Origin of the sequence: Novipirellula herctigrandis (assembly GCA_007859835.1) — a bacterium.
Taxonomy (GTDB): Bacteria; Planctomycetota; Planctomycetia; order Pirellulales; family Pirellulaceae; genus Novipirellula_A; species Novipirellula_A herctigrandis.
On sequence record SJPJ01000001.1, the window covers coordinates 2,589,257 to 2,613,657 of the forward strand.

Here is a 24,401-nt window from a genome sequence, read left to right on the forward strand (position 1 = left end):
TTCGTTCAATCCGGTAATCGCTGCCTGTGCTTCCTGATCGCTGCCCATTTCGACAAAACCGAAGCCTTTGCTTCGACCACTGTCGCGATCGGTAATAACCTGCGCACTTTCAACCGTGCCAAACTGAGCAAATAGCTGCTCCAAATCCGAACTAGAGACACTAAAGCTCAAGTTCCCACAATACAATTTCCTGCCCAACGCAAAACTCCTGTGCAAGGATGGACAACCCGGTTTTCAATTCGGGTTTACAAAGACGAATCCCGCTTGGAAACTCACCAAACAGGGGAGGGAAGCGGCGCGAGCCGGCCAGAAACCCTAGCGACGGATGCACAATCTACCAACCAAGCGATCACGATAGCCGAAATAGTAACCGTTGAATAGGTACTACGGATGAAATGAGAGCGGAAATAGTCGCACTTTTCCCCCACAGCTCCGCTTTATCACAACGGTTGGTGATACAAATGAGCTTCGGATACCATTCTGCTGACGTCAACTCCACTCGATGCAGTGTTTTTTACCACGCAAATCTGCTCATCCGTGCAGTCAAATCGTGCCACACAAAAATTCACCAAAACTCAACTCTCAAACAACGCTCTTAAAGCCGAACAAGCTGCTTCGATCGAGTGTTTCTGGTGAACCATTGCCACCCCTTTCTCCGCTAACTCCGTTCGTCGTTGCGGATCGTTTTTCAACGCCAAGATCGCGTCTGCGAGCGCGTAATGATCATTGGGCGGCACCACAACGCCGCCCGAAGTGGATGCGACGAGTTCTCCGAAACCACCATGGTCTGGCAATACCACCGGCACCCCCGAGGCGATTGCCTCGAGTGCAAACAATCCCTTGGGGTCTTCGTATTCCGTCGGAACGGACAACAAATCAAGGGACTGCAAAAAACGAACCTTTTGCTCCAACGTCGGACTGCCGTGATAACAAAAACGAGCTGCCAAGTTTGCTTCGCGAATTCGGTCTTCGATCGAATTCAAATAGGGACGATTCACTTCCCCGAGCCACCCAGCGACTTCCAACGTCACGTCTTGATCACGTTCTGCCATATGCAGGAACGCGTCGACCAGTCGATGCAATCCTTTTTCGGGTGAGATGCGAGCTAAGTAACCAATACGAAATGGTTTTGCCTCTTCGCCACTTGGCCTCCGCGGCTTGTACGGCGAGAGGTCAATCGTTAAAGGGATCGTCGCAATCTTTGCTTCGGGAACACTCAGCAGCGCACTCATCCTGTCAGCATAGAACCGGCTGTTGACAACAAAGTGGTCCACCGACTTGACCAAGTCACTGCACAATCGAATCGCTTCGGCCCGCGCTTCCTGCGGTAAATGGTCAAGGAAGATATCGTCGCCTTGCAGCATCACGATCGTTTTTGTCCCTGGCAAACGCTGGCGAATCAACGGCAGCGAACCTCCGATCAGCAAGTTGCTAAAGACGATCACATCGGGTTTGATCTCCTGTTCGAGCCAACAAGCCAACCGCTGGACCTCTTCGGCTTGACGTCCCTCGGTTCCTTTCAACATCGATACCGCTAACGCCCCAAGTTTTGCAGGATCGGTCGACGCGGCACCGCGCGTGGCGAGTCGTATCAATGGTGGCCAATCGAGCATGCGGCGCAACGATTTGGGTACAAACCGTAGCCACGGCATTTGTTGCAGCAAGTAGACGTGAATGCCGCCAAAAAAAATCTTTTCGCGGGCGACACTGACTGAATCGGTTCGAATCGGCGTATAAATCGGTTGCAAAAGACAATCGATCCCCGATGCACCGTCGGTCGGATTTCTCAGTGACCGCGCTAACGCATTGTCATGCATACAACTGCCACAGTACATTCCGGCAGCCCCCGCAGTTAAAAAAACAACTCTCATTTCCTCATGCCTATCGCCCGTGCTTTTCTCAACGGGATTCCACTATACGGTTTGTGTATGTCCAACGAATCGAACCATTCTACTCCGAGGATCAACAAACGGGTTCTTCCCACGGTTTCAAGTGACTCGGTCGTTGATTGTAGCGGCTGCGGTGTCTGCTGCATGCATATGGGCTACCCCGTTTACACCCAAGCCACCGAAACACGACCAGCCGAACCTTGGTGGGAAACGATGCCCGAAGCGATCAAACAAGAACTACTTGAGACGATGGCAACCTACCAAACGCCTGACGGGGAACTCGACGGGCCCTGCATTTGGCTTGACATGGAAACACGCCGCTGTCGACACCATGAGCATCGCCCAAATGTTTGCCGAGATTTCCAAGTCGGCAGCAAAACATGCCGCGATTGGCGTAACCACTATCGCGACCGATTGAAAGGACAATAGGCCCTCTCGTTTACACCATATCTACACCATCGTCGTTAACAACCGAATCCCAAGTTGAGCGCACGAAGCGGAGTTTATTAGAGTTTCTTTTTTGGTGTCTTCGAGACGAACTGGACGGGCACGTCCGGCAAGGCTTTTAAGAAGGCCCGCCCGTACGGCTTACTTTCGATTCGCGGATCGAGCACCACGACCATCCCTTGATCCTCCTGAGTTCGGATCAATCGCCCGAAACCTTGCCGGAACTTAATGATCGCTTCGGGCAATTGAAAGTCACTAAATGGATTACCGCCACCATCGCGTATCGCTTCAAGCTTCGCTTCGAGAAGCGGATGATCGGGCACCGAGAAAGGCAACTTCGTTATCACCACATTCGTCAAAGCATCGCCAGGCACATCGACTCCCTGCCAAAAACTATCGGTACCGAACAACACGCCTCGCGGATTGCGGCGAAACGCGTCCAACAATTGAGTTCGGTTCTGCTCACCCGCTTGGCTATATAGTTGCAGGTTGTTTTTTGCAAGCCACGGCGTCAGTGACGTTGCACATCGCCGCAACAAGTCGTAACTGGTGAACAACACAAACGCGTGTCCGTCGGTATACCCAACGACTCGTTTGATTTGTTCGGGGATCGATTTTTCAAACAATTCACGGTCTTTCGACGGATCAGGCAAATTGCGAACGACGACCAACTTTGCTTGCTGCTTGTAATCAAATGGGCTGCCGACACGGATCGACAAACCATCGGTTAAACCAATTCGAGAGCGAAAGAACTCGAACCGATCATCATTGCCGGTCGCCAACGTTGCGCTGGTCATCACGACGCTGCGAATCATTTCGTTTTGAAACAAGATCTCTCGCAGTGTCGAACCAATATCAATCGGCGAAGCCGCAAGCGTGAGGCGATCGAGCCCCCGTCGCGATCCCGATCGTTCGAGCCAATAGACGGCCGCATCGATATCCTGATTGAGCCATTGCCGCAATTCACCCGATAAAACCGCCAACCGTTCGCTTGCCGACGCAAAATCCTTTCGATCCGCTTCGTTATTCTGTCCGTCCGCCTGTTGCATCAGCGCTTTGGCCAATATCTCCATTGGCTCGCTGAGCGGATTGTCAACGACTTTGGGATGCATCACACGCCCATTACGACTCCCCGAGTTTTCCCACCAATCGAGCAAGTCCGCGAAAAGATTTGAAGCGGCAAAACGACATTGATCGACTTGTCGCTGCAAACCTTGCAACTTCTGCTCGACCAACAAACCTTTTTGAGTTCGATCGTTGTAAAGTTTATTAAACGTGTAATCGAATTGGCCGCTGGAGAGTCGAATGCCAAGATGGTCTCCGGCGACCGCTTCAATCGTGTGACACTCGTCAAGAATCACAGCATCGTAGTCAGGCAAAATCGATACTTCTTGTTGCCGCAATGCCAAATCACTAAAGAACAATGCATGATTGACGACCATCACTTCCGCGTTGGCTGCACGCCGGCGAGCTTTAAAGTAGAAGCATTCTTTGAAATGCGGGCATTTGCGACCAAGACAATTACTTGTGTCACTTCGGACTTCATCCCATACCGACGAATCGGGCTTTACCGGCAATGAAGACAATGAGCCATCGTTGGTCGACTTAGACCACTTGGTGATCGATTGCAACTGCTGGTACTGAATCTCATTTGCCAATGTCGAAGTCATTTTCGACAATGCACGTTCCATTCGTCGAATCGACAAGTAGTTGCTGCGGCCTTTGACCAAGACTGCCGAGAATTCGCGAGGGATGACGCTATTGAGCAGTGGAATGTCTTTGTTGATCAGTTGTTCCTGCAAACTAATCGTGTGAGTGGACACCAGGATTCGGCGTTTGCGGTTTTCTTTCGGTTCCGGTTTCTCACCAAACTCTTCGTCGAATTCGTCCTCGTGATCTTCTTCACCCTGCTTCTCGGTTGCATAGAGAATCGCGGGGACGAGGTAGGCAAAGCTCTTTCCAGTCCCCGTGCCGGCTTCGGCAACCAAATGCTGGTCGCTACTAAGAGCCTTTTCCACTTCGGCAGCCATGGCCAATTGCTGAGGACGTGGCTGGAAGTTAGGCAACCGCCGAGAAATGCTCCCACCTTCACCAAGAATCGATTCTGCTTGCAGAGGTTCACTCAATGGATTGCTTGCGATTTAAGGGGGGAGCGGAAGAAAAAGCACATGCGATTTTTTCGCCGAATGTTTGAGTGCAGCCGTTTAGACTACGACCGGGTACGCGACGACCGCAAAGTCCTTGAAGCGGCCCAAAGGCTAAACTTTCGCAAAAAACGAATGCGATTAGCGGCTAAAGCCTGGACACCAACATTGGCTAACCGGTTTGTTCCTGAAACTTTAGGAGCGAATGCTCAAGCAGCACAATGGCGGCATCGATATGTTCTCTCGTCGTGATCGCTGGCGGTGGCAAAAAACGAATCCGCGTTGGATCACTGCCGCACACGAAACCAAGTAGTCCGACATCGTACATAATATCCATCATCGATTTCGCATGCTCAAAACTTCCGTTGCCTGGCGTAAACACGACCATCATCACTTCGCCGAATGGCCCTGACAAAACCCCCGGGTACTTGTTGGCTAATTTTTCCAATTCGGCTGCGAAATAATCGTGTCGACGGACATTCTCTCCATCCGCTCCATAGCAACCCATTGCATCGATGGCGTCGAGCGTCGCCAAGCCTGTGGCAATCGATGCCGAAGCCCCCGTAAAGGTTTGACTTAACACCGGGCCTTTGGGCACAAAATCACTTCCGTACAGAGTCGCACATACCTGCGTTATTTTTCCGATCGTGACGATGTCCGCGAACGCGTCAAGGCTGTAGTGCTGGAACGCAAACGGGCGTGTCGTGCGCGCGAAAGTTTGTATCTCGTCAAACAGAATGGGAATCCCCGCTTCGCGGAGCGGTTTGCATAGCGAGGTAAAGAACGCGTTGCTGCCCGGATAGTAGCCACCTTCACCGGCGATTAGTTCCGCCCAAAACCCAGCGTAACGTCCTGGGTGGCGTTTCAGCAAACGATGCAGCTCATCAACGGCCCATCTCGTACTGCGCTGGGGATGCTCAGGGTCCAAGAAGGGTAAGTAGTCGACGTTCAATGCCACCGGCAAACCGGCACGATAATTCGGACGATCCGTCAACGCGGCAAGCGCTAATGAACGCCCTGCAAAAGCGTTGTCAAAAGCGATGATTCGGTCGGCAGGCGATTTGCGATGCAAGGCGATTTTCAATGCATTCTCATTGGCCATCGCACCACTAGTGGAAAGCAAACAGTGATCCAACTTGGCTCCACTTTCAGTCGCCAATCCCAACAACCGTTCGCACATTTTCAAGCTGGGCGGATGTTGCTGCAAATTCCCCTGCATGACGGCATCTTCGAGTGCTCCGTCGATCGCGGCCTCGATCAATCGCGGGTCGCTATGTCCGCAACCATAGACGCCAATCCCGCCGATGAAGTCTAACTTGACGCTGCCATCCGCCAATTCCACGAACGGCCCCTTACCGAGCCCCGAAGACAAATAGGGCCAAATCAGCGTGCCACCGCGAGCCTTTCCGAATCGCTCAAGCATCGAATTGTAATGTGGCTTTAACCCGTCATCGGCGGGATGCACCTGCTTGAGCGGCTGAGCATGTTCGGCGACTGCTTCGGCAATCAATCGCTTTGCCTCAGCGATACGTGGGTCACTGCGAAGTGAGTCGGCGTGTGTATGGGGACGATTTTCTACTAGATGAACCACAGCCACGGGCTCCAAGATGGAAAGATTTGGCAACATTGGAATGCCGAATCGTACCGTTTGGACGCGGTTAATGAAATTGGGCGAGTCAGGATGCGGTTTCTAAATGCGTCGGATAAAATCGGCCGCATAACTCCTCACTTGGGTGCCGTTGAGAACGTGAACCATGCGAAGCTGTTGGACTTGTTCGTCGCTAAAGGAACTGAGCGGCACATGCACCAAATGCTTGTGATGTCGACGAGCGAGTCGTTGCCAACCGCTGCCGGGCGGCAACGCCGACAACAGTGCGATTTCGCGGCCTCGCGAATGCAAACACGCCGCCGCAATCAAACGCTCTTCCAACGTCTCTGCATAATCAAGTCGCGAGTCGATCCAAATATCGGGTATCACCACCGGAGGGTAAAGAAACAACGCTCCGCCATAAATGCCCAAGCCGATCCCCGGCCCAACCAATTCGTCCTGAAAATCCGATGCAAAGAACGCTAACGTTGATTCGTCTTTGTGTTCGGCAAACCATGTTGTTCGCCATGGATACTCTCGTGGATCCGCCGGTGAATCAAACATCATCACACAGGCATCCAAATCACCGCGACTTGGAGGGACCACTTTCACGTAGATTTGTTTCTCGTACCAATGGCGAAGCGTATCGCGAATATCAATTCCATCCTTCACGCTAGAGGTAAACTTTTCGGTACGCGCTAAGTCGTTGCCGATAATCGCGCGAGCGCGATCGAAGACGCGAGTTCGGAAATTCTCGATGCGTTCATCTTCGGGCGGATAACTGCATTGGCTATGCGGATTCCATCGATACTTCCATCGATCTTGTTCGTATTTATTAGGGCGACGCTGTAACTTAATCGTTTGCCAAGTGATTGGCGGCCCCGGTAATCGACTAACCAATGGGACCGTTTCGCCATCGGGCAACCGGCCTTGGTCAATCCCCAAGGTGACTTGGTGCATCGGATCGCGGTCCACTGTTTCAGCGTTGCCAAACGCGTATTGGTTCGCGACTTCCGCCACATGAAGCGAGAATTGATCGCCAAGGATCTGTTTGGTTGCCGTGACAATTGCCACCAAATCGGGGGTCATCCGGCGATGAATCAAACAGAGGTTGCGGATGTAGGTCAAACATTTAGACAGCAACAGTGGAGTGATGCGGCGAGCTCGGCTGCCCAACTCTTCACGATAGCTTTCACGTGCGGCGATCAACAATTCCTTGACGCCGTCAATTTGCAGATCCTCGTCTTCTTCCAACTCTGCACGCGCACGTTCATACAATCCGGTGATGTAGGGCAATTCACCGAACAGGAACATCAGCGTCCGATCTTCCACCGAGAATCGCTCGGCTGGCTCGACATAATCATGCTCAGGCATTTCAATCTCAGCCGCCTGGTTGGTTATATTGTATGATCGTGAGCTTAGCTGAGTGTATGCTTCACGGATCCATGGCCAATGCAAGACACTGCAAACGAACAAGATTCGCTCATGCCGCGATTCCAATTCCTTCAGTCGCATCGCCATATACATGATCCGCTGCTGCGTTTGATGATCCGACGGCCTCGCAATACTGGGTAGAACCGCCGCGGCAAACACCTCCGGAGAGACATGACGAACGGCGAACGGATCAGGCATCACACTTGAACAAGGCAGAAACGGATCGGTTTCCAGATCGACATAAGCACGCGAAATATGCTCGCCCATCGCGGCCCGAATCGCCATGATCACCGGTTGGCAAGGGTCAATAGGAACGTAGCTGTGCGGAAATGTTTCGAGATCGGAATCGTCATCCTCATTCGTTTCGCCCCAGGCCGGTTCGGACCAATCATGATCCCCTGCCAATGGCTCAAAGCGGGGGGTGGTCGGCTGAATGACGATCGAAGGCCGAGGAAGTTCCAAGACCGCTGTTTCAACCGGATGGCGGAACGATTCGGGCAACGGAACCGCGAGACAATCGAAGGGATTTTCGAGAAACCAACGTCGGACGATCAACGAAAATTGGCCGCTTCCGTGGATCACGGGCAACACCGAAATTCGGTCGCCAATCTGTAACAGATGTGGCGTTTTGTCATGGGGAGAAAAAATCACGAAAAGCACTCTTTTCTAGCGAACCAAAATTAACTAACATCGTATCCTAACGCTCCAAGGTCGGCATTATTTCCAGCATTCCTTCGCATAGAGATTCCCATCTCCATGGGCGATTGCCCTCCCGCGAAACCTGGCTCTGACCTTCGAACACGGATCATTTTTTCGTTCGGAAGCACCAAGTTATTCTTAAAAACACAGTTCCCAATTGGGAGCTGTGTTTTTTTTTGCCTTTATCGCCGGTTCATCACTTCATATGCACGTCCCTTTGTGGGAACGGGATGGAAATGCCTGCTTCGCGGAACGCTTGAAGTACGGCGATGTTGATTTCATGCGTCACCCCCACGCGGCGATCTAAGTTCGACAAGTAGAATCGAACCGCATAATTCAATGAATTGTCCCCAAAATTGTCAAAATTGATGAGTGGCGCGGGATCGTTCATCACGTCCGGATGCTCACTGACGACACGCAGCAAAATTTCCTGGACTTGATGAGGGTCGCTGTCGTAGTCAACACCAACATTGATCGTCAACCGGTTGATCACGTTAGACAACGACCAATTTAGCAACTTTTCCGTAATCAAGTCCTTATTTGGGACGACTAACTCTTTTCGATCCCAACTTGTGACCGTCGTCGCTCGCATTTGGATTCGCGATACGATGCCGGTGGTTCCGTCGATTGTCACAACATCCCCCACTCGCACCGGTCGCTCAAGCAATAAAATGATACCCGAGACAAAGTTTGCCACGATTTCCTGCAACCCGAAACCGAGACCTACCGAAGCGGCTGCAAGCAACCACCCGAGCTGAGTCCACGGAATACTCAACAAGTTCAAAATCAGGATAGCCGCAATGACAGTCAAAACGTAGCGCAGAATGGTGGTCAATGCATAGCGTGCACCGCTATCAAGCGACGTTCGCCGCAGAATCGACAGCTCCAACAAGCTCGGCAAATTTCGCACGGCAAAAATAGCACCAACGATCGTCACAAAAACGTATATCAGGTCGCGTAGCGTCACCGCTTCGACGGTTTCGCCCATACCCACCGTCCACAATTCAACTTGGTTGAATCGTTTGATCGCTGGCAACACATCGCTCCAAATGAACAACAGCCCAAAAAACGCAACCGAAGCTGCGGTGACATGAAACAGTTGCCTCGTTTGACGATCAAGCTTAGGAAGATCCGCTGCCTCCTCCTCTTGAATCTCAATCCCAATGTCACTGGTCAACCCTTCGGCAGACGACGCTGTCAGGGCGGACAATTTCTTTTCGCGGCGTTCCATCGCTTGTCGGCGGGCGACATCTCGGTAATGCAGACTTAGAACACGAAAAATCAACGCAGTTAGAAGCAACACAAATACCAAAAACAAAATTGACGCTTGCAGCAATTCGCCAAACGTAAATGCGGTATCAAGAAATCCCATAAAAGCGAAAACCGCAAAACTGATTGGCAACCCGATGGCCACCAACCAAATTAAACGCCGCCATCGGTAACTTTGCGAATCGGGATTCTCGCGGCGTGTTTGCACATAGATCGGACTATTCACCCGAAACATCAAATGGTGAAACGTAGCGGTTGCAATAAACAAAGCGATCGCTGTCAAGCGAGAAAGACTCGTCCGAACCACCTCATTAGGATGCTCGCGGAATACCCACATCAAGAAAACGAGGATCGCTCCGGTCACCGTGTACCAGCGCAAATGAAACCGAATCAATGAACGCACCGGTTCGTCCCATCCAAAATGTGCTTCGGCGAGTCCATAGGGACGGCAAACATGTTTCATCAATTCGCGAGACGCAACGTAGACGGCCGTAAGGACGCATGCACTGCCAACACCATGCACAAACACCCCGCCGCCGATTTGGCTTTTCAAAAGCCATCCCATAACCGCAAAAACGACGGGCCATGCTAACGATAAAATGACGGTTGCCAACAACGCTTTGGCGGTCGGAGCAAACGTCGTTCTATAGAGAGAAGCTTCCTTGGCGGTCTTTTCCAAAACATGCCGACAACGAGGCCGATAAACAAACAAGCCAATCGCCACCAAGGCGGCAAGCATCGAAGAGATCGGTTGGCTGAATGCACCGAGAGTCCATTGACTCAACACACCACGCCAATGACTTGGCTTCGTCATCCATGCCGTCGCAGGGACGATTTCCTTCAACTCGGCAACCGAAAATGCGGGTGAACTACGAATCCAAAACAGATTTTCATCCACAAACCTAATGTAGTGGTCGATCGCTTGCCGAAGTTCCCGACGGTGGGTGTCAGCATCGAGCATTGTTTGAAGCAGCGAATTTTGAGCCACCAAAGTGTCCGACAACAATGACTTTTGCTGCCGTAGTAGCTTCTGCTTTTGCACGCTTTCCGGTGAATCGCCAAGCGACTCAAGCTGGATTTCAACTTGATCAAGATTGTCCTCCAACTCAAACGCATTGATTTGATACTGTTGGATTTTTTCACGCAAATCGGTTCGCGGCTGAAACTTTGCACGCAGTTGTTGAAATTCACTTTGTTTATCACGAAGCATGACACCGAGTGCGTCGGTCAAGCCAACTTTTTCGAGTCGCTCTTCGGAGTTTTCTTGAGCCGCTTTGACGAGTCGATAACTCTGTTCGGATTCAGCGAGTAAACTCGAGGCTTCCGCCGCTTGCCTAACGAGGTCTTGTTGCTGGCGAGCGATCTCGATGTTCTGTTTCGCAATCGGCTTGAGTTGCTCGGGAGTTTCAGCAAGCATTTCCGTCAAAGATTCGATTCGATCAGCGACCACGTCCCGCTGCCGCTCGATCAAAGCCGCTGCAAGTTGGTTCGCCTCTGCTTGCAAGGCCGTCACTCGCAGGCCGGACAATTGAACTTGTAGCGGCAGCAGGTCCACCGTGGACCCATAGGCGGCTTGTTCCTTACTTAACTCCGCCAATTTTGCCGCACGTGATTGTCGGCTCGCTTTCAACTGAATGACTCTTGCACGCGTTTGCAACGGAATCTCGTTGGGCGGAGCTTGTCGCGACAATTGCTCATCAATTTTTTCGAGTTCCTCTTCGGTAGCGATCCGCTCAGCCGGAATTTCGCCCAGTCGCTCTTGCCGACGCGACCGCTCATCCTCAAGCAATTTTTTCTGTTTGGTTGCAAGCTCCAGTTCTGATTTCTTAGCCGTCAAACGTTGCTTGATGGACTCGACGGTTGCATCGGCATCCAGCGGTCCAAGCGCAGGCAACGGTTCGTCAAGTTTCAGCTTCGTTTGACGGATTTGATCAGCGGCATCAAGAACCATTTTCTCATAGTCGCTAGCGTTTTTCACGCTGGCGTCGGCGGCCTGCAATTTCTGCTGGGCTTGTTGATAAAGATCCTCCAACGCGGTTTTGACGCTCGGCTTGAGGCCATCGTTTGCTTTGACTTCTGCTAACCCCGTCGCGACCGCCTCCTGATCGATGTCCGCTTCCGTGACCACCACGGGAGCGGGTCCATCGGCGTTTTCCGATGCTTGTGTCAGCTGAGCCTGGCCTTGCGCCGGCAAAAGAGCTGAAAAGCACATCACTAGCAGGGCGAGAAAAATCGCGTTTCGTAGAGCCAAAAGCATGGTGAAATCATCGAGGTTGCTGGGCAAATTGGATAGCAGCGTGCATTTTCAACCATTGCCCCCCCTCTCTGCAACCGCCATCCGGATTTCAGCGAAACCCCAGACCACCGTTGGGGTTAGTCAATCAACCGCCGTACACGACGCAGCCTCGCTCGCTTTTCAGAAATCAACAGGCGACAATGCCAAAGCAGACGTGTTCAGCCCGGTGAACAAACATTAGAATATAGATTCCTTCCCTCACGGGGTTTCCCAAACACCACTTTTTTGCGATTCCGCTGCATTGGCTGTTAGCGATTCGACTGCGATGCGTTATCAACAGTCCGATCCGGACGTTCGTTTGATGCTGCGCGTACGCGACGATGACGCCGGAGCGTTCGAAGAACTGGTGCGACGGTACGAACCGAGATTGGTGCGTTTGATGCAAACCATAGGGCCAAGTCGTGAATTGGCCGAAGACCTAACGCAAGAAACCTTCCTGCGCGTCTACCGGGCGAGAAAACGGTACGAACCGGGAGCCAAGTTTTCGACATGGCTGTTTACGATCGCCGGTAATGTCGCACGCAATTCCGCACGTTCGGTTTCGCGGCGTCAGGAAGTCAATGAAGTCGATGCACCGCGAAACCCCGCAGCTACTAGCAACGCCCAACTTCTCGCCCATACCGCGATGGAAGCAAGTGGATTGATGCCAACAAGATTGGCCGAAGGAGAAGAACGGGCCGAGATCGTTCGCATGGCCGTCTCCTCTTTGAGCGAACGACAACGAATGGCCCTGATGTTGTCTCGCTTTGAAAACATGAGCTACGCCGATATCGCCAAGGCGATGGATTTGACTCCCAAGGCTGTCAAATCGCTGCTGAGTCGGGCACGAGTGAATTTGAAGGAAGTGATCCAACCTTACATGGAATCAGGAACCATTCCGAAGGAGGTTCAATGATGAGTACCAGCCTGCTGTCCGACGAAGCTCCTGTGGATCCCGATGACGAACTCCTAGTCGCCTATGTGGACGGTGAACTCGATAGCCCTTCACGCAATGAACTCGAAGAGCGATTGCTTCGCGACGATTCCCTTCGCCGACGTCTACAAGAGCTACAAGAAGGCTGGGACCTGCTAGACAATTTGGCCACTGCGACGCCAAACGAAAAATTGGTGGAGTCGACGATGGAGTTGGTCGTAGCCGATTTGGTGGCACCAAAAATCGCGAAGCCGGGGATCGCTTCCGCGTACCGACTGCCCCTCATGACTGCCGCAGCATGCATAGCGGGTATCCTTGCAACGATAGGTGTGATTTGGGCGATTCGCAATCACAATTATCAATCACAACTCGCTGATTTGGCGATTGCTGAAAATATCGATGCATATTACTACGGCAGCGATTTGCAATTGATGCGTGATTTAGCGATCAATGAATCGTGGAGCAAAATGATTTTGGCGATGCAAGAAATCGGTGATGTATCGACCCACACGCCATTGGTCGCGGCAACCGATTTGGATGAACGGGAAAAGCAGATTGCGAACTTACCGTTGGCTGACCGTGCCCAACTTGATTCGCGGTGGAAACGATTCACACGTTTAGCACCAGAAGATCAGCAGCGACTTCGCGAAACGGCCGAAGCGGTTCGTCGTCAACCTCAACCCGAGCGATTGCTTGAGACAATGCAAGCGTACGCGGGATGGCGAGAAACACTCTCAAGCGACCTTAGGGATCAAATCAAAAACAGCGATATCGATCAGCGACGTGATGTGATCCGGCAGGCGATCGATGAATCGCAATTAGCATTGTCACGTCAATCGGGAGCGATATTGTCCGACGAAACGATCGAACGAATCGATTACGCGTTACACCGAATATTGCACCAGAGACTTGCACAGAAAATTCCAAATCTAATTGATTTTCGTTCACGGATAAAGAAGTTTTTCAGCCCTGATGCCGTCGACATGGCATCGATTGGCGCGATGGTCGCGAACGACCCGGGACGAACCGATCGCCGATCGAGCGGACGGCTCGGCTTGCTTCGCGGTGTTAGCGATCGACCGGATCCGTTGAGTCACGGAGAATTAGCAATGATTGAATCAATGCTGACCGATGCTGACCGCGAGATGCTTGATATGATCGCCGGAAATCCTCGCGACCCGTTTATCGAATCGGAGACATTGCGTTTTTGGGCCGAAGAGACGCTTCGCCGAAAAATGCCTTGGCGAGAAGAGGACCCGCGAACTTTGATCGAGCGGTACGAACAAATCGATGACCCTGAATACCGAGAAACACTCGATTTGTTGCCTCCAAAAGCGATGCTCGATCGACTCACCCCCGAGCGGCACAGGCCCTAACACCTAGCAACGCGAGAAATTTGAAGATGGCGGTGAAACTTGGTCCTATCCGAGACGCCGAGAACCGAATCCGGCGTGATTTCATCGATTTCGCTCGATTGTGGGGCGATGTGCGCCAAGATTGGTTGGATGATCGGTGTCGCCAATTCGAACAAAAACACCTTGCCTCACTCGGCCCCAGCTTGAATCGGTTCACTGCCGCGCTGAGCGAATTCTATGAGGTCGTGCGGCGTGCCGACGAGGCGCTGCAAGATAACGACCGCAAGGATTCATAGCCGCTCATTCATCGATTACACTAGGAAGGATGAAAGACAACTCTGTCCATCCAACAGGGCTCCTTAGCCCGACTCGTCAATCACGTTTGCTCAAAGGGATCCGCCAGCGATTCGAATCAAGCGTTACCGATCATGGTGCGCTTGCTCTGCGTCATGCTTCGCAAATCGACGAACAGAAACAAACTTTCGATTTGCGCCGCCAAGAGAAGACTGACGAGTGTCGTCTACTGCGCCGCGATACATTGAAAACGTGGGACGAAGCCGAGGAAATCCTCATTCGTCAATACGAAGCTTTCGCAATCCAAAATCGCGACGAGCAGAACCGCTTGACGGCGATATTTCGTCGCAAGTCTGCGGAAGGAAAAGCGAAAATTGAGCACAAAGTGGCGGCTCGTTGTCAGGCAGTGGAGTATCAATATGCCCAACGAAAGAACCGACCAGGACAACAACGCGATAAAGAGCTCTCGGAAATCGACAACGCGATCCAGCCAATCATCCGCAGTTTGCAGCTTGGCCGAGAATTGACAGTGGAAAGACTGGACCATTTGCCAACGGTCCCTCCGCCGGAAACGCCCGAAGAAGACCAACGGGTTCCACCGCCAAAAAACACGAAAGAAACCGTCAATTCCATCAATGAATTGACAAAGCGGTGCGAAGAAACCGTGTTGCTAATGTATGCAGGCTTGGCGTCGAAAATCATCGACTCCTACTATTTACCCGGCACGGTTGTGCTCGTTTGTATCCTTTGGGTCATCGGAACTTATCTCTATCAACCTCAAACGCCATCACTGGTTGTCGCTGGGGTGGGGACCGTGATCACGATTTTGATTGGCTTCATCGCTTACTTCATTTTGATGTGGCCGCTAAAGAAGTTAACCCGTCGACTCTATCCTATCGTCGAACGACTGGCCGCCGCAGCGGACGAGTGCGCACAAGTCGGTCGCGAGCTTTCGATACAAACCGCCTCCGTCGCTTCGGCCGATTTGCTCGCACAGCGGCAATCGCATCTTGCTTCTGCGGCGCGTTGGAAAACGAAACAACTTGATCAACTTGAAAAAGACTTGGAGATCGAACAACAGCATGCCCGCCGGTCGCTTGTTGAATCATTGCATACCGAAAACGAGAATTTTGCAGCCAAACGGACCCGCATCATGGATAGCATGCGAATGCGTGCCGATGCAGTCGCAAATCAAATCACCGGCGAATTGGCCAGAAACGCCGAACAACTGCAAAACGAACGCGATGCATCGGAGACGCGCCGCCGGAATGAGTGCAGACATTTGGTTCAACGACTCGAGCAAGGCGTTGAGCACGGCTTTGATCGGATGACCCAAGCAACACAGCAAGTTGAAAATCAATTTCCAAAATGGGAAACGGTAGTCGCTCAACCACCGCTATCGGCGAACGGCATCGATTTTGTGCCAGTAGGCTCATTGCAAGTCAATCACCATTTGAAGGAAGTCTTCCAGCACCCTGGCGTGGAATCCACTTTCGGTGATTCGTTTCATAGCATTCCGATTCCGGAGACGTGCCCGGTTGTACTACACCGCCGTTTGCATAGCGGACTGATCATCACAGCACCGCCTTCGTTTATGAACCGAGCGATCGAAACCGCCCACCAAATCCTTTGGCGATTGCTATCCGGATCGCCGGCCGGACAATGCAAACTGACGCTATTGGATCCGCTTGGACGAGGTCAAAACTTCACTAGCTTCATGGCACTCGCCGATCATGATCCATCGATTGTCGGGCATCGCGTGTGGACAAGCGACGCACAAATCAACGAGCGGTTTGCGGAATTGTCTCAGCATGTCGAGGACGTTTTGCAAGCCAGCCTTCGCGATCGGTTCGAGCGAATCGAAGATTACAATGAGTTGGCCGGATCGATGGCCGAACCTTACCGCGCCGTTGCGGCGATTGGATTCCCGGAAGGGTTGACACGCGAAGGCTACAAGCACTTACTAGCCCTCGTCGAAAGTGGGCTTCGTTGTGGCATCTTTTTGATTCTTGTGTGTGACTCCACGCGACCGTGGCCAGCCGATATGCCAATGCCCAATTCAGAAAAAGCGATGCGTCTAGCGATCGACCAGGCGGGTGATTGGCATGTCACCAGCGATGGGCTCGACGAACTGCCGTTTGCACCGATGGAATTGCCTTCGGGTAAACTCCGCGACGCATTAGTCGAAAAAATTGGAACCGAAGCGGTTGAAGCTTCGCGAGTGGAAATCCCGCTGGAAAGTATTCTTAACCCCGACCAAGCCGGATTGGGAAATGCCTCCGATGGCGTTGATATTCCTGTCGGTAGCCAAGGAGCACAACGCGTCCTTGATTTGGATCTGGGCGAAGGGGTCCGGCAACATGTCCTAATCGCGGGCAAGACAGGGTCCGGCAAAAGCACCCTTCTTCACGCGATCATCACTTCGGGCGCGTACCGATATACTCCCGATGAGTTGCAATTCTACTTATTGGACTTCAAAAAGGGCGTCGAATTCAAACCGTACGCGGACGAGTGCTTTCCGCATGCACGCGTGATTGGAATCGAAAGTGAACGGGAATTTGGACGCAGTGTATTGCAACGACTGGACGCGGAACTGCAACATCGCGGTGAAAAGTTCCGGGCAGCAGGTGTTCAAGAGCTTGGCGAGTATCGAGCGCAGACCGGCTCGGTCATGCCAAGAATCATGTTGGTTGTCGATGAATTCCAAGAGTTGTTCGTGCGCGACGACCGGTTGGCAGGTGATTGTACAATGTTGCTTGATCGGTTGGTTCGACAAGGTCGATCGTTCGGGATGCACGTGGTGTTAAGCAGCCAATCGTTGGCCGGTGCATACTCGCTGCCACGTGCTACGCTCGGCCAAATGGCGGTGCGGATCGCCATGCAATGCAGTGAATCGGATGCGGCGTTGATTCTGGCCGACGATAACACCGCTGCTCGTTTAATCAATCGACCAGGCGAAGCGATCTATAACAACGCGGGTGGTTTGATCGAAGGAAATCAACCGTTCCAAGTTGCATGGTTGTCTTCGTCGGCACACCGCAATCTATTGTCCCAGATCGCAAAACGCGACGGGAAATTTGTCAAATCATTGCCACCCGCAGTCGTGTTTGAAGGGAACCGTCCCTGCCGATGGACGCCGCTGCTCGCCGACGCCGCGGAAGATTCAGCCGCCCCGCAAACGCTTCAAGGGCTATTGGGCGAAGCTGTTGAAATTGGCCCGCCCGTTTCGGTGAAGTTGACACGAGACACTGGGCGGAATTTGTTAGTCATCGCGCCTCCCGATTCTCGCGGTGCCGTGCTCGCCACATGCTTAGCAAGTTTCCAGCACAACGCCACTCGATTAGAAGTCATCTATTTTGACGGCAACCGAATGGACGATGGCGAATCATTGTCGGGTTGGCTCAGCGAGGCCGGAATCTCCGCAAAGACGGTCAAGCTACGGGACGCGGAGCAGGAAATAATCAAGGTTCGCCAGATGATCAAAGAACGGGGTGAACGAGATACCGAGAGTGAAGGAACGCCGCCACCAGTGCTAGTAGTAATTGATCCACTCGAACGGTTCCGAGAATTACGACAAGAAGAATCGTTTAACTTCTCGTTGGATGCTGCCAGTAGTCCCATGAGCGGATCGGTAGCGTTGCAAGAGACGCTTCGTGACGGCCCACCGGTCAACGTGTTTGTCGGTGTCGTTTGTGGCAGTGGTGAAACTTTGACGAGATGGTTGCCGCGAACGGCACAACATGATTTGGAGTTGCGAGTTCTGGGCCGGATGAACGCTGCAGATTCATCGCTATTAATTGACAACCCGATGGCCTCCGAATTATCGGCTGCGACGATGCTAATGTACGATGACGCCGACGGACAAATCCGAAAGTTCCGTCAATGTGACCGCCCGACTGCTAGCGATGTGGCAAAGTGGCTCAGCGAGTAAGCGTCTGAGCTTGGGCTCCCACTGTGAGTACATCGGACACGTCAATTGGTGGTGTCCAACGTACTTAATTGGTCTGTTCGATAATCCATTTACGATAACCGTCACTTGCTTCGGCGATCGGAATCATAATGATTTCGGGTTCGTCGTAGGGGTGTTCTTTAAGCAAACGGACTTTCACCTTTGGCCATGTCGTAATCGCTGTCTTGATCATCAGACGGAATTCTTGGTTTTCCTCGATTCGGCCCGCCCAGCGATAATGGCTTTTGATCGGCCCATCAATCTGAACGCAGGCCGCCAAAGATTGGCTCACCAAGTCATCGGCAAGTCGCTTGGCGTCCTGTTCGGACTGAACCGTCGTTAGGACCAAAACAATCGACGAAGAGTCTGACATGTTGATATTTCCTTTTTTCGTGTAACACTAGCACTCTATTGTAGAGCCTATGCCGACTTGTCGGACCTCGATTTCTTGCCAACTTCCGTTACGTTTTAGATTGCCTTCCCACAATTCTTAAGAGCTATTGATGAAACGCCTCGCAACTTGCCGTGCAGCTTCACTCTTGACGGTTCTTGCCACTATCACAACGTATGCGCAAGAAGCCAAACCTGCGACCAAAACGATTGTCGTTCCTGATGCTCAGGTTTCTTATATCCAAAACACCTTTCTCGCTGCCCCTATCTCTGGCATTGTCGAGTCGATCCATGTCAGCGAAGGCGAGAACGTGGACAAAGATGCCTTGCTAATACAGCTCGATTCCCTGCATGTTCAAACCGAATATGAAGCGGCGGTGGCTGCGATGGAAGCGGCAAAAATGGCTAGCGACAACGATGTCGATGCTCGCTATGCTCGGCGAGCTCTCGACTTTCATCTGCGTGAACTGAGCCAAAGCCAACAAGCGAATACTCGGTTCTCAGGGGCTGTCAGTGATTCCGAAGTAGAGAAACTGCGATTAGTCGTCGATCAAGCACGGCTTGCCATTGAACAGGCGGAGCATGAACAGCAAGTTGCCAAAGCTCACACGCGTGAAAAAGAAGCCGCTGTTCAATTCGCCAAACAACGTGTGGACGACCATGCGATTCGCGCCAGTGTGAGCGGCCAAGTTGTTGAAATCGTGACACAAAATGGCGAGTGGGTCGAAGCCGGAAAACCAGTCGTCCGTGTGATCTCGGTCGATCCAATTCGCATCGAATGCTTTGTCGACGGACGCCAGCACGGGCCAGAGCAAGTTGGCCGCAAAGTGAACTTCGTTTGCGAGAAAATGCCACCAATCGGTGGCATTAAAAAACGCAGGTCTGAATTTCAAGGAATCGTCGACTTCGTGTCACCCGAATTGCATCCCGTTACCGGACAAGTGCGATTGTGGGCCACCGTGCGAAACTCCGACGGTCTATTGCGGAGTGGCATGCGCGGTCGAATCGAAATCCAGTAGCGATTCAGGCCGCTTTCAAGTCTGATTGAAGAAGATTCGCAGCTCTTACAGGAACCGTTGCCGATTCGCGACGGATCCCATCACTGCCGTAATAGATGACTGCGTTCTTAGTGAAATCACAAATCGCTGTCAGTTTCACGCTTCGAGGTCCGTGAAGACAGAAGTAGATTCCACACGTTTTTCCACCGCGAATCACCTCACGGTGAGTCATGGGAAATTCCTTCGGCTCGAGGTGACCCAATTCGCAAAGTCGTTGTTCGACATTGGCACAAAATGAATCAAAGTCGATTCGAGGAGGCTTAACACAAATCATTAACATACCGCTATAGGAGGGAGCACCCGAATTTTCACGTGGCCAAACGGAGCGAGTGCATAATCGCTTGGCAGCATGGATATCGGCGCGAGGTATCCAGAAGATTAGCCTGCAAAAAAGACTAATGCTCCTCAGCGAGAGAATCTGGTAAGGCGTGGCGGTTATGACAATCCGGAGTGAATTGAACGCCAAAGCAAGGATTAATGATGCCGTAGCGAACCGCCACTATCACCGCGAGTGATACGACCGAAAATGTCCGCCAAGATTGCCTGTTCTAGCGAAGCGTCACGGCCAAGTGGTATCCACCCTAGCGTTTGGGGGCTGTCGTCCACACGATCCTGCTCTCGAACCAAGGTCCCATCGTGTCGATGGGAAACACTCGTTTCCGTGGCAAACTGGGTTCGGTCGGTATCTTCTAAGTCCTTTTGCACCACCACTTCGATCACATACCCGGCTCCCTGGGGGCGCAACGTTACGATCGCACGCCGACGAATCGATTGAAGGCTTGATTGCAATCGCTCGAAACCAGGCGTGCTATCTTTGTTCCAAGGTTGAGCCCATGAACTGCCCACTTTGTACGCCGTTTCAAGTCGCCCATCCAAAATCATTCCGTCAGAATTTTGAACCGGTTGTTCGCGAGCGATACGAAAATAGTCGTCAACCGCATCGACGACTTGCGACCAAACAAATCCATCGGGTGCTGGAGGCAATTCGAGTGGATTGGGAACAAAGGTTTGCGGTGGATTGTTATTCAAACGAAAAGCTAATTGTCCGCATCCGGAGATCGCAATGATCGCAAGTACGAAGGTAGATACCTGAAGCAGAGGCCACAGAAACGATCCTTGATGCCTCACCATCACCTAAAACCGCTCCGGCTTTGCTGATGAATTGATTTGCCTTGAGGCAATGCTTTTCGGCAGAGGTTTTGCGCCCGGAATGTCCGAAGGAAACAACGTCCACACGGGAATCCGTTTCTCCATTTCCTTCATGACCGTCGTTTGCGATTCTGCGATCTTTCCTTCGCGAATTTTCGATCGGATTTCGTCTTGCACTTCACTCAGTGGCGTAAATCCAGCTTCGCGTCGACCGAGAACGCGAACGATATGCAAACCATCGCCATCAGCGATCACTTCACTCATTGCATTTAGAGGCAACTGAAATACTTGGCTATCCAATACATCGGAGGCTAACGAACCTTTTTTTGTCCACTCGTGTAGTCCACCGCTGCTGGCAAACGGCTCTTCGCTCTTTTCGCGTGCAACCGCTTGCATATTCCCCCCGAAATAGGCCTCTCGTCCCATATCGGAAATTACTTTCTTGGCCGCTTCCAGATCCGGATAGTTGCTCCGTAACACCGTCAACTGTTCCCATCGAGCCGCCGCCTTTTGTAGGTACTCGTCGTGATGTTCGAAGTAGAACTCGGTAATTTCTGAAAGGGAAACGGTTGGCTCTTGCTCGACTTTGCTGCGAATGTACAAATGCCCGAGCATCGCATCGGCGAAATCGCGTTGGCGTGCCGACAGGGAACTTCCTTTCTTCCGTAGCAAGTTGTCAAGTTCCGTAAGATCATCGACCTTGTATTGCTTTTGCAGCTGCGGCAATTCCGATTCATAGAACATTTGGCGAGCGCGCGCGGCCAATGTCGCGTCTGCCTCGGCTCGTTTATCCGCGTTTTGGGTGCCGACTTGATCGAGCAAAAATGATTCTCGCATCATTTTGTTTTGAATGGCTTGGTTGAGCAGGCCGCGAGTAAGATTGATACGAGCAAAGCGGAGTTGATCCGCCGGTATTTCTTGCCCCGTTTTGCTGAGCACGTCATCGATACGAGCCTGCACTTTTGGCGACAACTCACCTAGGAAAATCGGAGATTGGCCAACTACGGCCAAAATCGCCGCCGGATCGTCAGGCAATTCGATGCTCTGAGCGTCATCAATTTCCGCGCGTGTGGGAATTTCTGCTAAGCATCGAGCGGAGCTCAAAAACGCCATGGCAAGAAGCATCACCGTAACGATCAAAACATTCGTCGACCGGCAAAACACGGTACATGGGAAGGTTTCGGGCGATTGCATTCCTTGCTCTTCGCTGCGGGAAAGGGGAAATTCGGACAATGGAACTCAAAACAATGTTTGTCTTGTAGTCACCGTAGAGTCCTGGTCGCAAGGTCAGCTTACAAATACTTGGCCAAATCGCCGCCACGGCTTGCTCGAGCATCCACTTTCGATAGCACCTGAGGATCTTCCACTAGCGGCGGAGCGTGCCACGGTTTCACGCGAGCATCGATCAAAAGCGGGCCATGACACCCCCAATGTTTATCAATTGTGTACGGTTGCACCCCTCCAATGTCGACAGCAGGGTCACTTCGCGTGAATGTCGCCCATAGCCAATTGTTCAGCGTCGCGGATGCAAAATCGCTATCGTCGACCAAAGTCACAATGGGGAAACCACTTAGTCGCGGATCGTTCTCCATCGATTGGCCCAACTTCAACAAGTCGTCGCGGTTGGACGAGGAAACGTACTTTGGTGAATTGCATGCCAATACTCCTGGAAATACGATTCGTGGATCCGAAAAACCATTTGGCATCGAAAACTCGTTCGGCAGCTCCGTCGGCAGCGTTCGTTTGACCGCCCCGGTTGCCGCGACCACGACTTTGGAGCCGCGATTCATTCCGCTGCCGCTGTAGTCGAGTGTGTCGATCGTTGTTTTGGTATAGAAATGCAAATCGCGTCGCCAATCAACCCGCTCTAAAACGTACCGCAGGAACGATTCGATGTCGTGAATATCAAGATCCCCAGCCGGATCGTCGGTGATCCATAAATACTTGGCCAACGACAATTGACCGTTCCCTAGGATCGCATTGGCCTGTGTCAATAACTCCTGTGGCTCCTCGTTTTTCATGAACGGCATGTACCGCTCACTTCCGATCGCCAATAACAACGGATGCACGCCCGCGGCATCGACCGCATGGACCGCTCTGATCCCAGGAATGACATCCGGAATGATAGGATCCGTCAGCTCATGGATCAATTGGCCAAATGTCGTGTCTTCTTGTGGCGGTCGGCCAACAACGGTGAATGGCCATATCGCACCATCACGGTGCCAAACATGTTCCACGTTCATCATCGGAAAGTCATGTTGCAAACTGTAGTAACCTAAATGATCTCCGAATGGGCCTTCGGGTTTTCGCCGAGACGGATCAATGGTTCCGACAATCGCAAAATCGGCATCGGCATACACCGGCGCATGATCGCCGCGTATCATCGCAATACGATGCCCGGCCAACGCGCCACCAAATGTCAATTCCGTCAATCCTTCGGGCAGCGGCATAACGGCGGCAACGGAGATCGCCGGAGCTCCACCGATGGTAATAGCAACTCGAAGCGGTTCCCCTCGATCAAGAGCCAATCCATGATGAACGCCAATGCCGCGGTGAATTTGATAGTGCAGCCCTACCTCGCGATCAATGTCATATTCATTACCCGATAATTGAATCCGGTACATTCCCAGGTTCACACGCATCAAATCATCAGGTGCATTGGGATCCACGCTTAGCACCTGAGGCAACGTCACAAACGCGCCTCCGTCGTCGGGCCAACTGGTTAGCTGAGGCAAATCCGATATACGGCACTCGTTTGCCTTAACCGAACCACGCGATGTCCACCTTGGCAACGTTCGGATCGCTGTTAGCGGAACGCCCGCATACCGAAAGGGATGCTTCGGCAGTGCTGACGGATCGGATTTGACTTCCAGCAACCGTCGAACGGACTCGAGCGTGTGGCGAAACAGAAATCGAGATTGTTCGAGAGAGGCGAACAAATTTGACACCATCGGAAATCGCGTGCCCTTCACGTTCGTGAACAACACCGCAGGCCCCCCCGACAGGTAGACGCGGCGTTGGATTTCAGCGACCTCCAAATAGGGATCGACCTCCTCGTTCACTTCAATCAAACGCCCGTCAACTCGCAGGTCGTCGACAACTTCTTTCGTACTTCGGTGTTTCACTCAGGTTTACTCTCAAAATTTATGTCGGGAACGGACTCGGCACTGTCAACTTTGCATTTGAGGGTAGCGGAGCCGACCCCATTTCAATCTAGAGGAAGCACTAGTGGTGTACCCAAGCAAACCGAAAGCAGCAACCTGCGGATAACCGAACTTGACCGTTTTCCCTATGCACCCCCTTTTTTTCCTATGCATCCTCTTCCCGAGTGCCCGAATTCCCGAGTGCCCGAATGTCATAGCACGCGAATGTCAAAGTGCCCAAACTCTGGTCCCATCGCCATAGTGGATCGCTCACTATCGCGTCGCGTCCGAGTCGCACCACGCGTGATGTTATTGATCTTCCGCATCAGGCTATCCATGCTAACTTGCAACCCATTTTAACAGTTATGCCGGCAAAACCCGGAC

At 52.2% G+C, this 24,401-nt stretch carries 17 protein-coding genes; 6 read left to right on the top strand and 11 right to left on the bottom strand.

Annotation, left to right across the window (positions count from 1 at the left end; translation table 11 throughout):
* A partial coding sequence (locus CA13_RS09625; protein ID WP_419194129.1) for an RNA recognition motif domain-containing protein occupies positions 1-198 on the bottom strand: 198 nt, incomplete at its 3' end.
* Between the two features lie 377 nt (positions 199-575).
* Positions 576-1,871, bottom strand: a complete 1,296-nt coding sequence (locus CA13_RS09630; protein WP_146395872.1) for a glycosyltransferase family 4 protein — start codon at positions 1,869-1,871, stop codon at positions 576-578.
* A gap of 6 nt (positions 1,872-1,877) precedes the next feature.
* On the opposite strand from CA13_RS09630, the gene CA13_RS09635 reads away from it, so the two are divergent.
* Positions 1,878-2,318, top strand: coding sequence for a YkgJ family cysteine cluster protein (locus CA13_RS09635; RefSeq protein ID WP_146395874.1), 441 nt, complete (start codon positions 1,878-1,880; stop codon positions 2,316-2,318).
* A gap of 77 nt (positions 2,319-2,395) precedes the next feature.
* Here the strand turns inward: CA13_RS09635 and CA13_RS09640 are convergent, their stop codons facing one another.
* From CA13_RS09640 to CA13_RS09655, 4 genes are all read right to left on the bottom strand, one after another.
* On the bottom strand, positions 2,396-4,462 hold the full coding sequence (locus CA13_RS09640; RefSeq protein ID WP_146395876.1) for an ATP-dependent DNA helicase: 2,067 nt from the start codon (positions 4,460-4,462) through the stop codon (positions 2,396-2,398).
* A gap of 190 nt (positions 4,463-4,652) precedes the next feature.
* The gene (locus CA13_RS09645; protein WP_419194130.1) at positions 4,653-6,071 is read right to left on the bottom strand and encodes an aminotransferase class III-fold pyridoxal phosphate-dependent enzyme; all 1,419 of its coding nucleotides are present in this window, start codon (positions 6,069-6,071) and stop codon (positions 4,653-4,655) included.
* A 99-nt stretch (positions 6,072-6,170) separates the two neighbouring features.
* Entirely contained in the window at positions 6,171-8,150 is a 1,980-nt protein-coding gene (locus CA13_RS09650) for a hypothetical protein (protein ID WP_146403553.1), read from the bottom strand.
* A 247-nt stretch (positions 8,151-8,397) separates the two neighbouring features.
* A complete protein-coding gene (locus CA13_RS09655) occupies positions 8,398-11,727 on the bottom strand; it encodes a mechanosensitive ion channel domain-containing protein (RefSeq protein ID WP_146395880.1) in 3,330 nt (1,109 codons plus the stop codon).
* Between the two features lie 304 nt (positions 11,728-12,031).
* Here CA13_RS09655 and CA13_RS09660 point away from each other — a divergent pair, with 304 nt between their 5' ends.
* Genes CA13_RS09660 through CA13_RS09675 form a run of 4 tightly spaced genes read left to right on the top strand, consistent with a single transcriptional unit; the run spans position 12,032 to position 18,259 of the window.
* Complete coding sequence (locus CA13_RS09660) at positions 12,032-12,661, top strand: RNA polymerase sigma factor (RefSeq protein ID WP_146403555.1); 630 nt, start codon at positions 12,032-12,034, stop codon at positions 12,659-12,661.
* Complete coding sequence (locus tag CA13_RS09665; RefSeq protein ID WP_146395882.1) at positions 12,661-14,055, top strand: anti-sigma factor family protein; 1,395 nt, start codon at positions 12,661-12,663, stop codon at positions 14,053-14,055. Before CA13_RS09660 ends, CA13_RS09665 begins: the two co-directional genes overlap by 1 nt.
* 26 nt (positions 14,056-14,081) lie before the next feature.
* The gene (locus CA13_RS09670; RefSeq protein WP_146395884.1) at positions 14,082-14,330 is read left to right on the top strand and encodes a hypothetical protein; all 249 of its coding nucleotides are present in this window, start codon (positions 14,082-14,084) and stop codon (positions 14,328-14,330) included.
* A gap of 29 nt (positions 14,331-14,359) precedes the next feature.
* A complete protein-coding gene (locus tag CA13_RS09675) occupies positions 14,360-18,259 on the top strand; it encodes an FtsK/SpoIIIE domain-containing protein (protein WP_146395886.1) in 3,900 nt (1,299 codons plus the stop codon).
* Between the two features lie 64 nt (positions 18,260-18,323).
* Here the strand turns inward: CA13_RS09675 and cutA are convergent, their stop codons facing one another.
* Entirely contained in the window at positions 18,324-18,650 is a 327-nt protein-coding gene (cutA, locus tag CA13_RS09680) for a divalent-cation tolerance protein CutA (protein ID WP_146395888.1), read from the bottom strand.
* A 130-nt stretch (positions 18,651-18,780) separates the two neighbouring features.
* Between cutA and CA13_RS09685 the strand changes: the two genes are divergently transcribed.
* On the top strand, positions 18,781-19,686 hold the full coding sequence (locus CA13_RS09685; protein WP_146395890.1) for an efflux RND transporter periplasmic adaptor subunit: 906 nt from the start codon (positions 18,781-18,783) through the stop codon (positions 19,684-19,686).
* A 4-nt stretch (positions 19,687-19,690) separates the two neighbouring features.
* Here CA13_RS09685 and CA13_RS09690 read toward each other — a convergent pair whose 3' ends face one another.
* From CA13_RS09690 to CA13_RS09705, 4 genes are all read right to left on the bottom strand, one after another.
* Positions 19,691-19,897, bottom strand: coding sequence for a hypothetical protein (locus CA13_RS09690; protein ID WP_419194131.1), 207 nt, complete (start codon positions 19,895-19,897; stop codon positions 19,691-19,693).
* 302 nt (positions 19,898-20,199) lie between these two features.
* A complete protein-coding gene (locus CA13_RS09695) occupies positions 20,200-20,754 on the bottom strand; it encodes a hypothetical protein (RefSeq protein WP_419194132.1) in 555 nt (184 codons plus the stop codon).
* A gap of 105 nt (positions 20,755-20,859) precedes the next feature.
* A complete protein-coding gene (locus tag CA13_RS09700) occupies positions 20,860-22,107 on the bottom strand; it encodes a peptidylprolyl isomerase (RefSeq protein WP_419194133.1) in 1,248 nt (415 codons plus the stop codon).
* Positions 22,108-22,166: 59 nt separating this feature from the next.
* Positions 22,167-23,999 carry a UbiD family decarboxylase gene (locus tag CA13_RS09705; protein ID WP_146395893.1) on the bottom strand — a complete coding sequence of 611 codons (1,833 nt, stop codon included), beginning with the start codon at positions 23,997-23,999 and terminating at the stop codon, positions 22,167-22,169.
* Between the last annotated feature and the right edge of the window lie 402 nt (positions 24,000-24,401).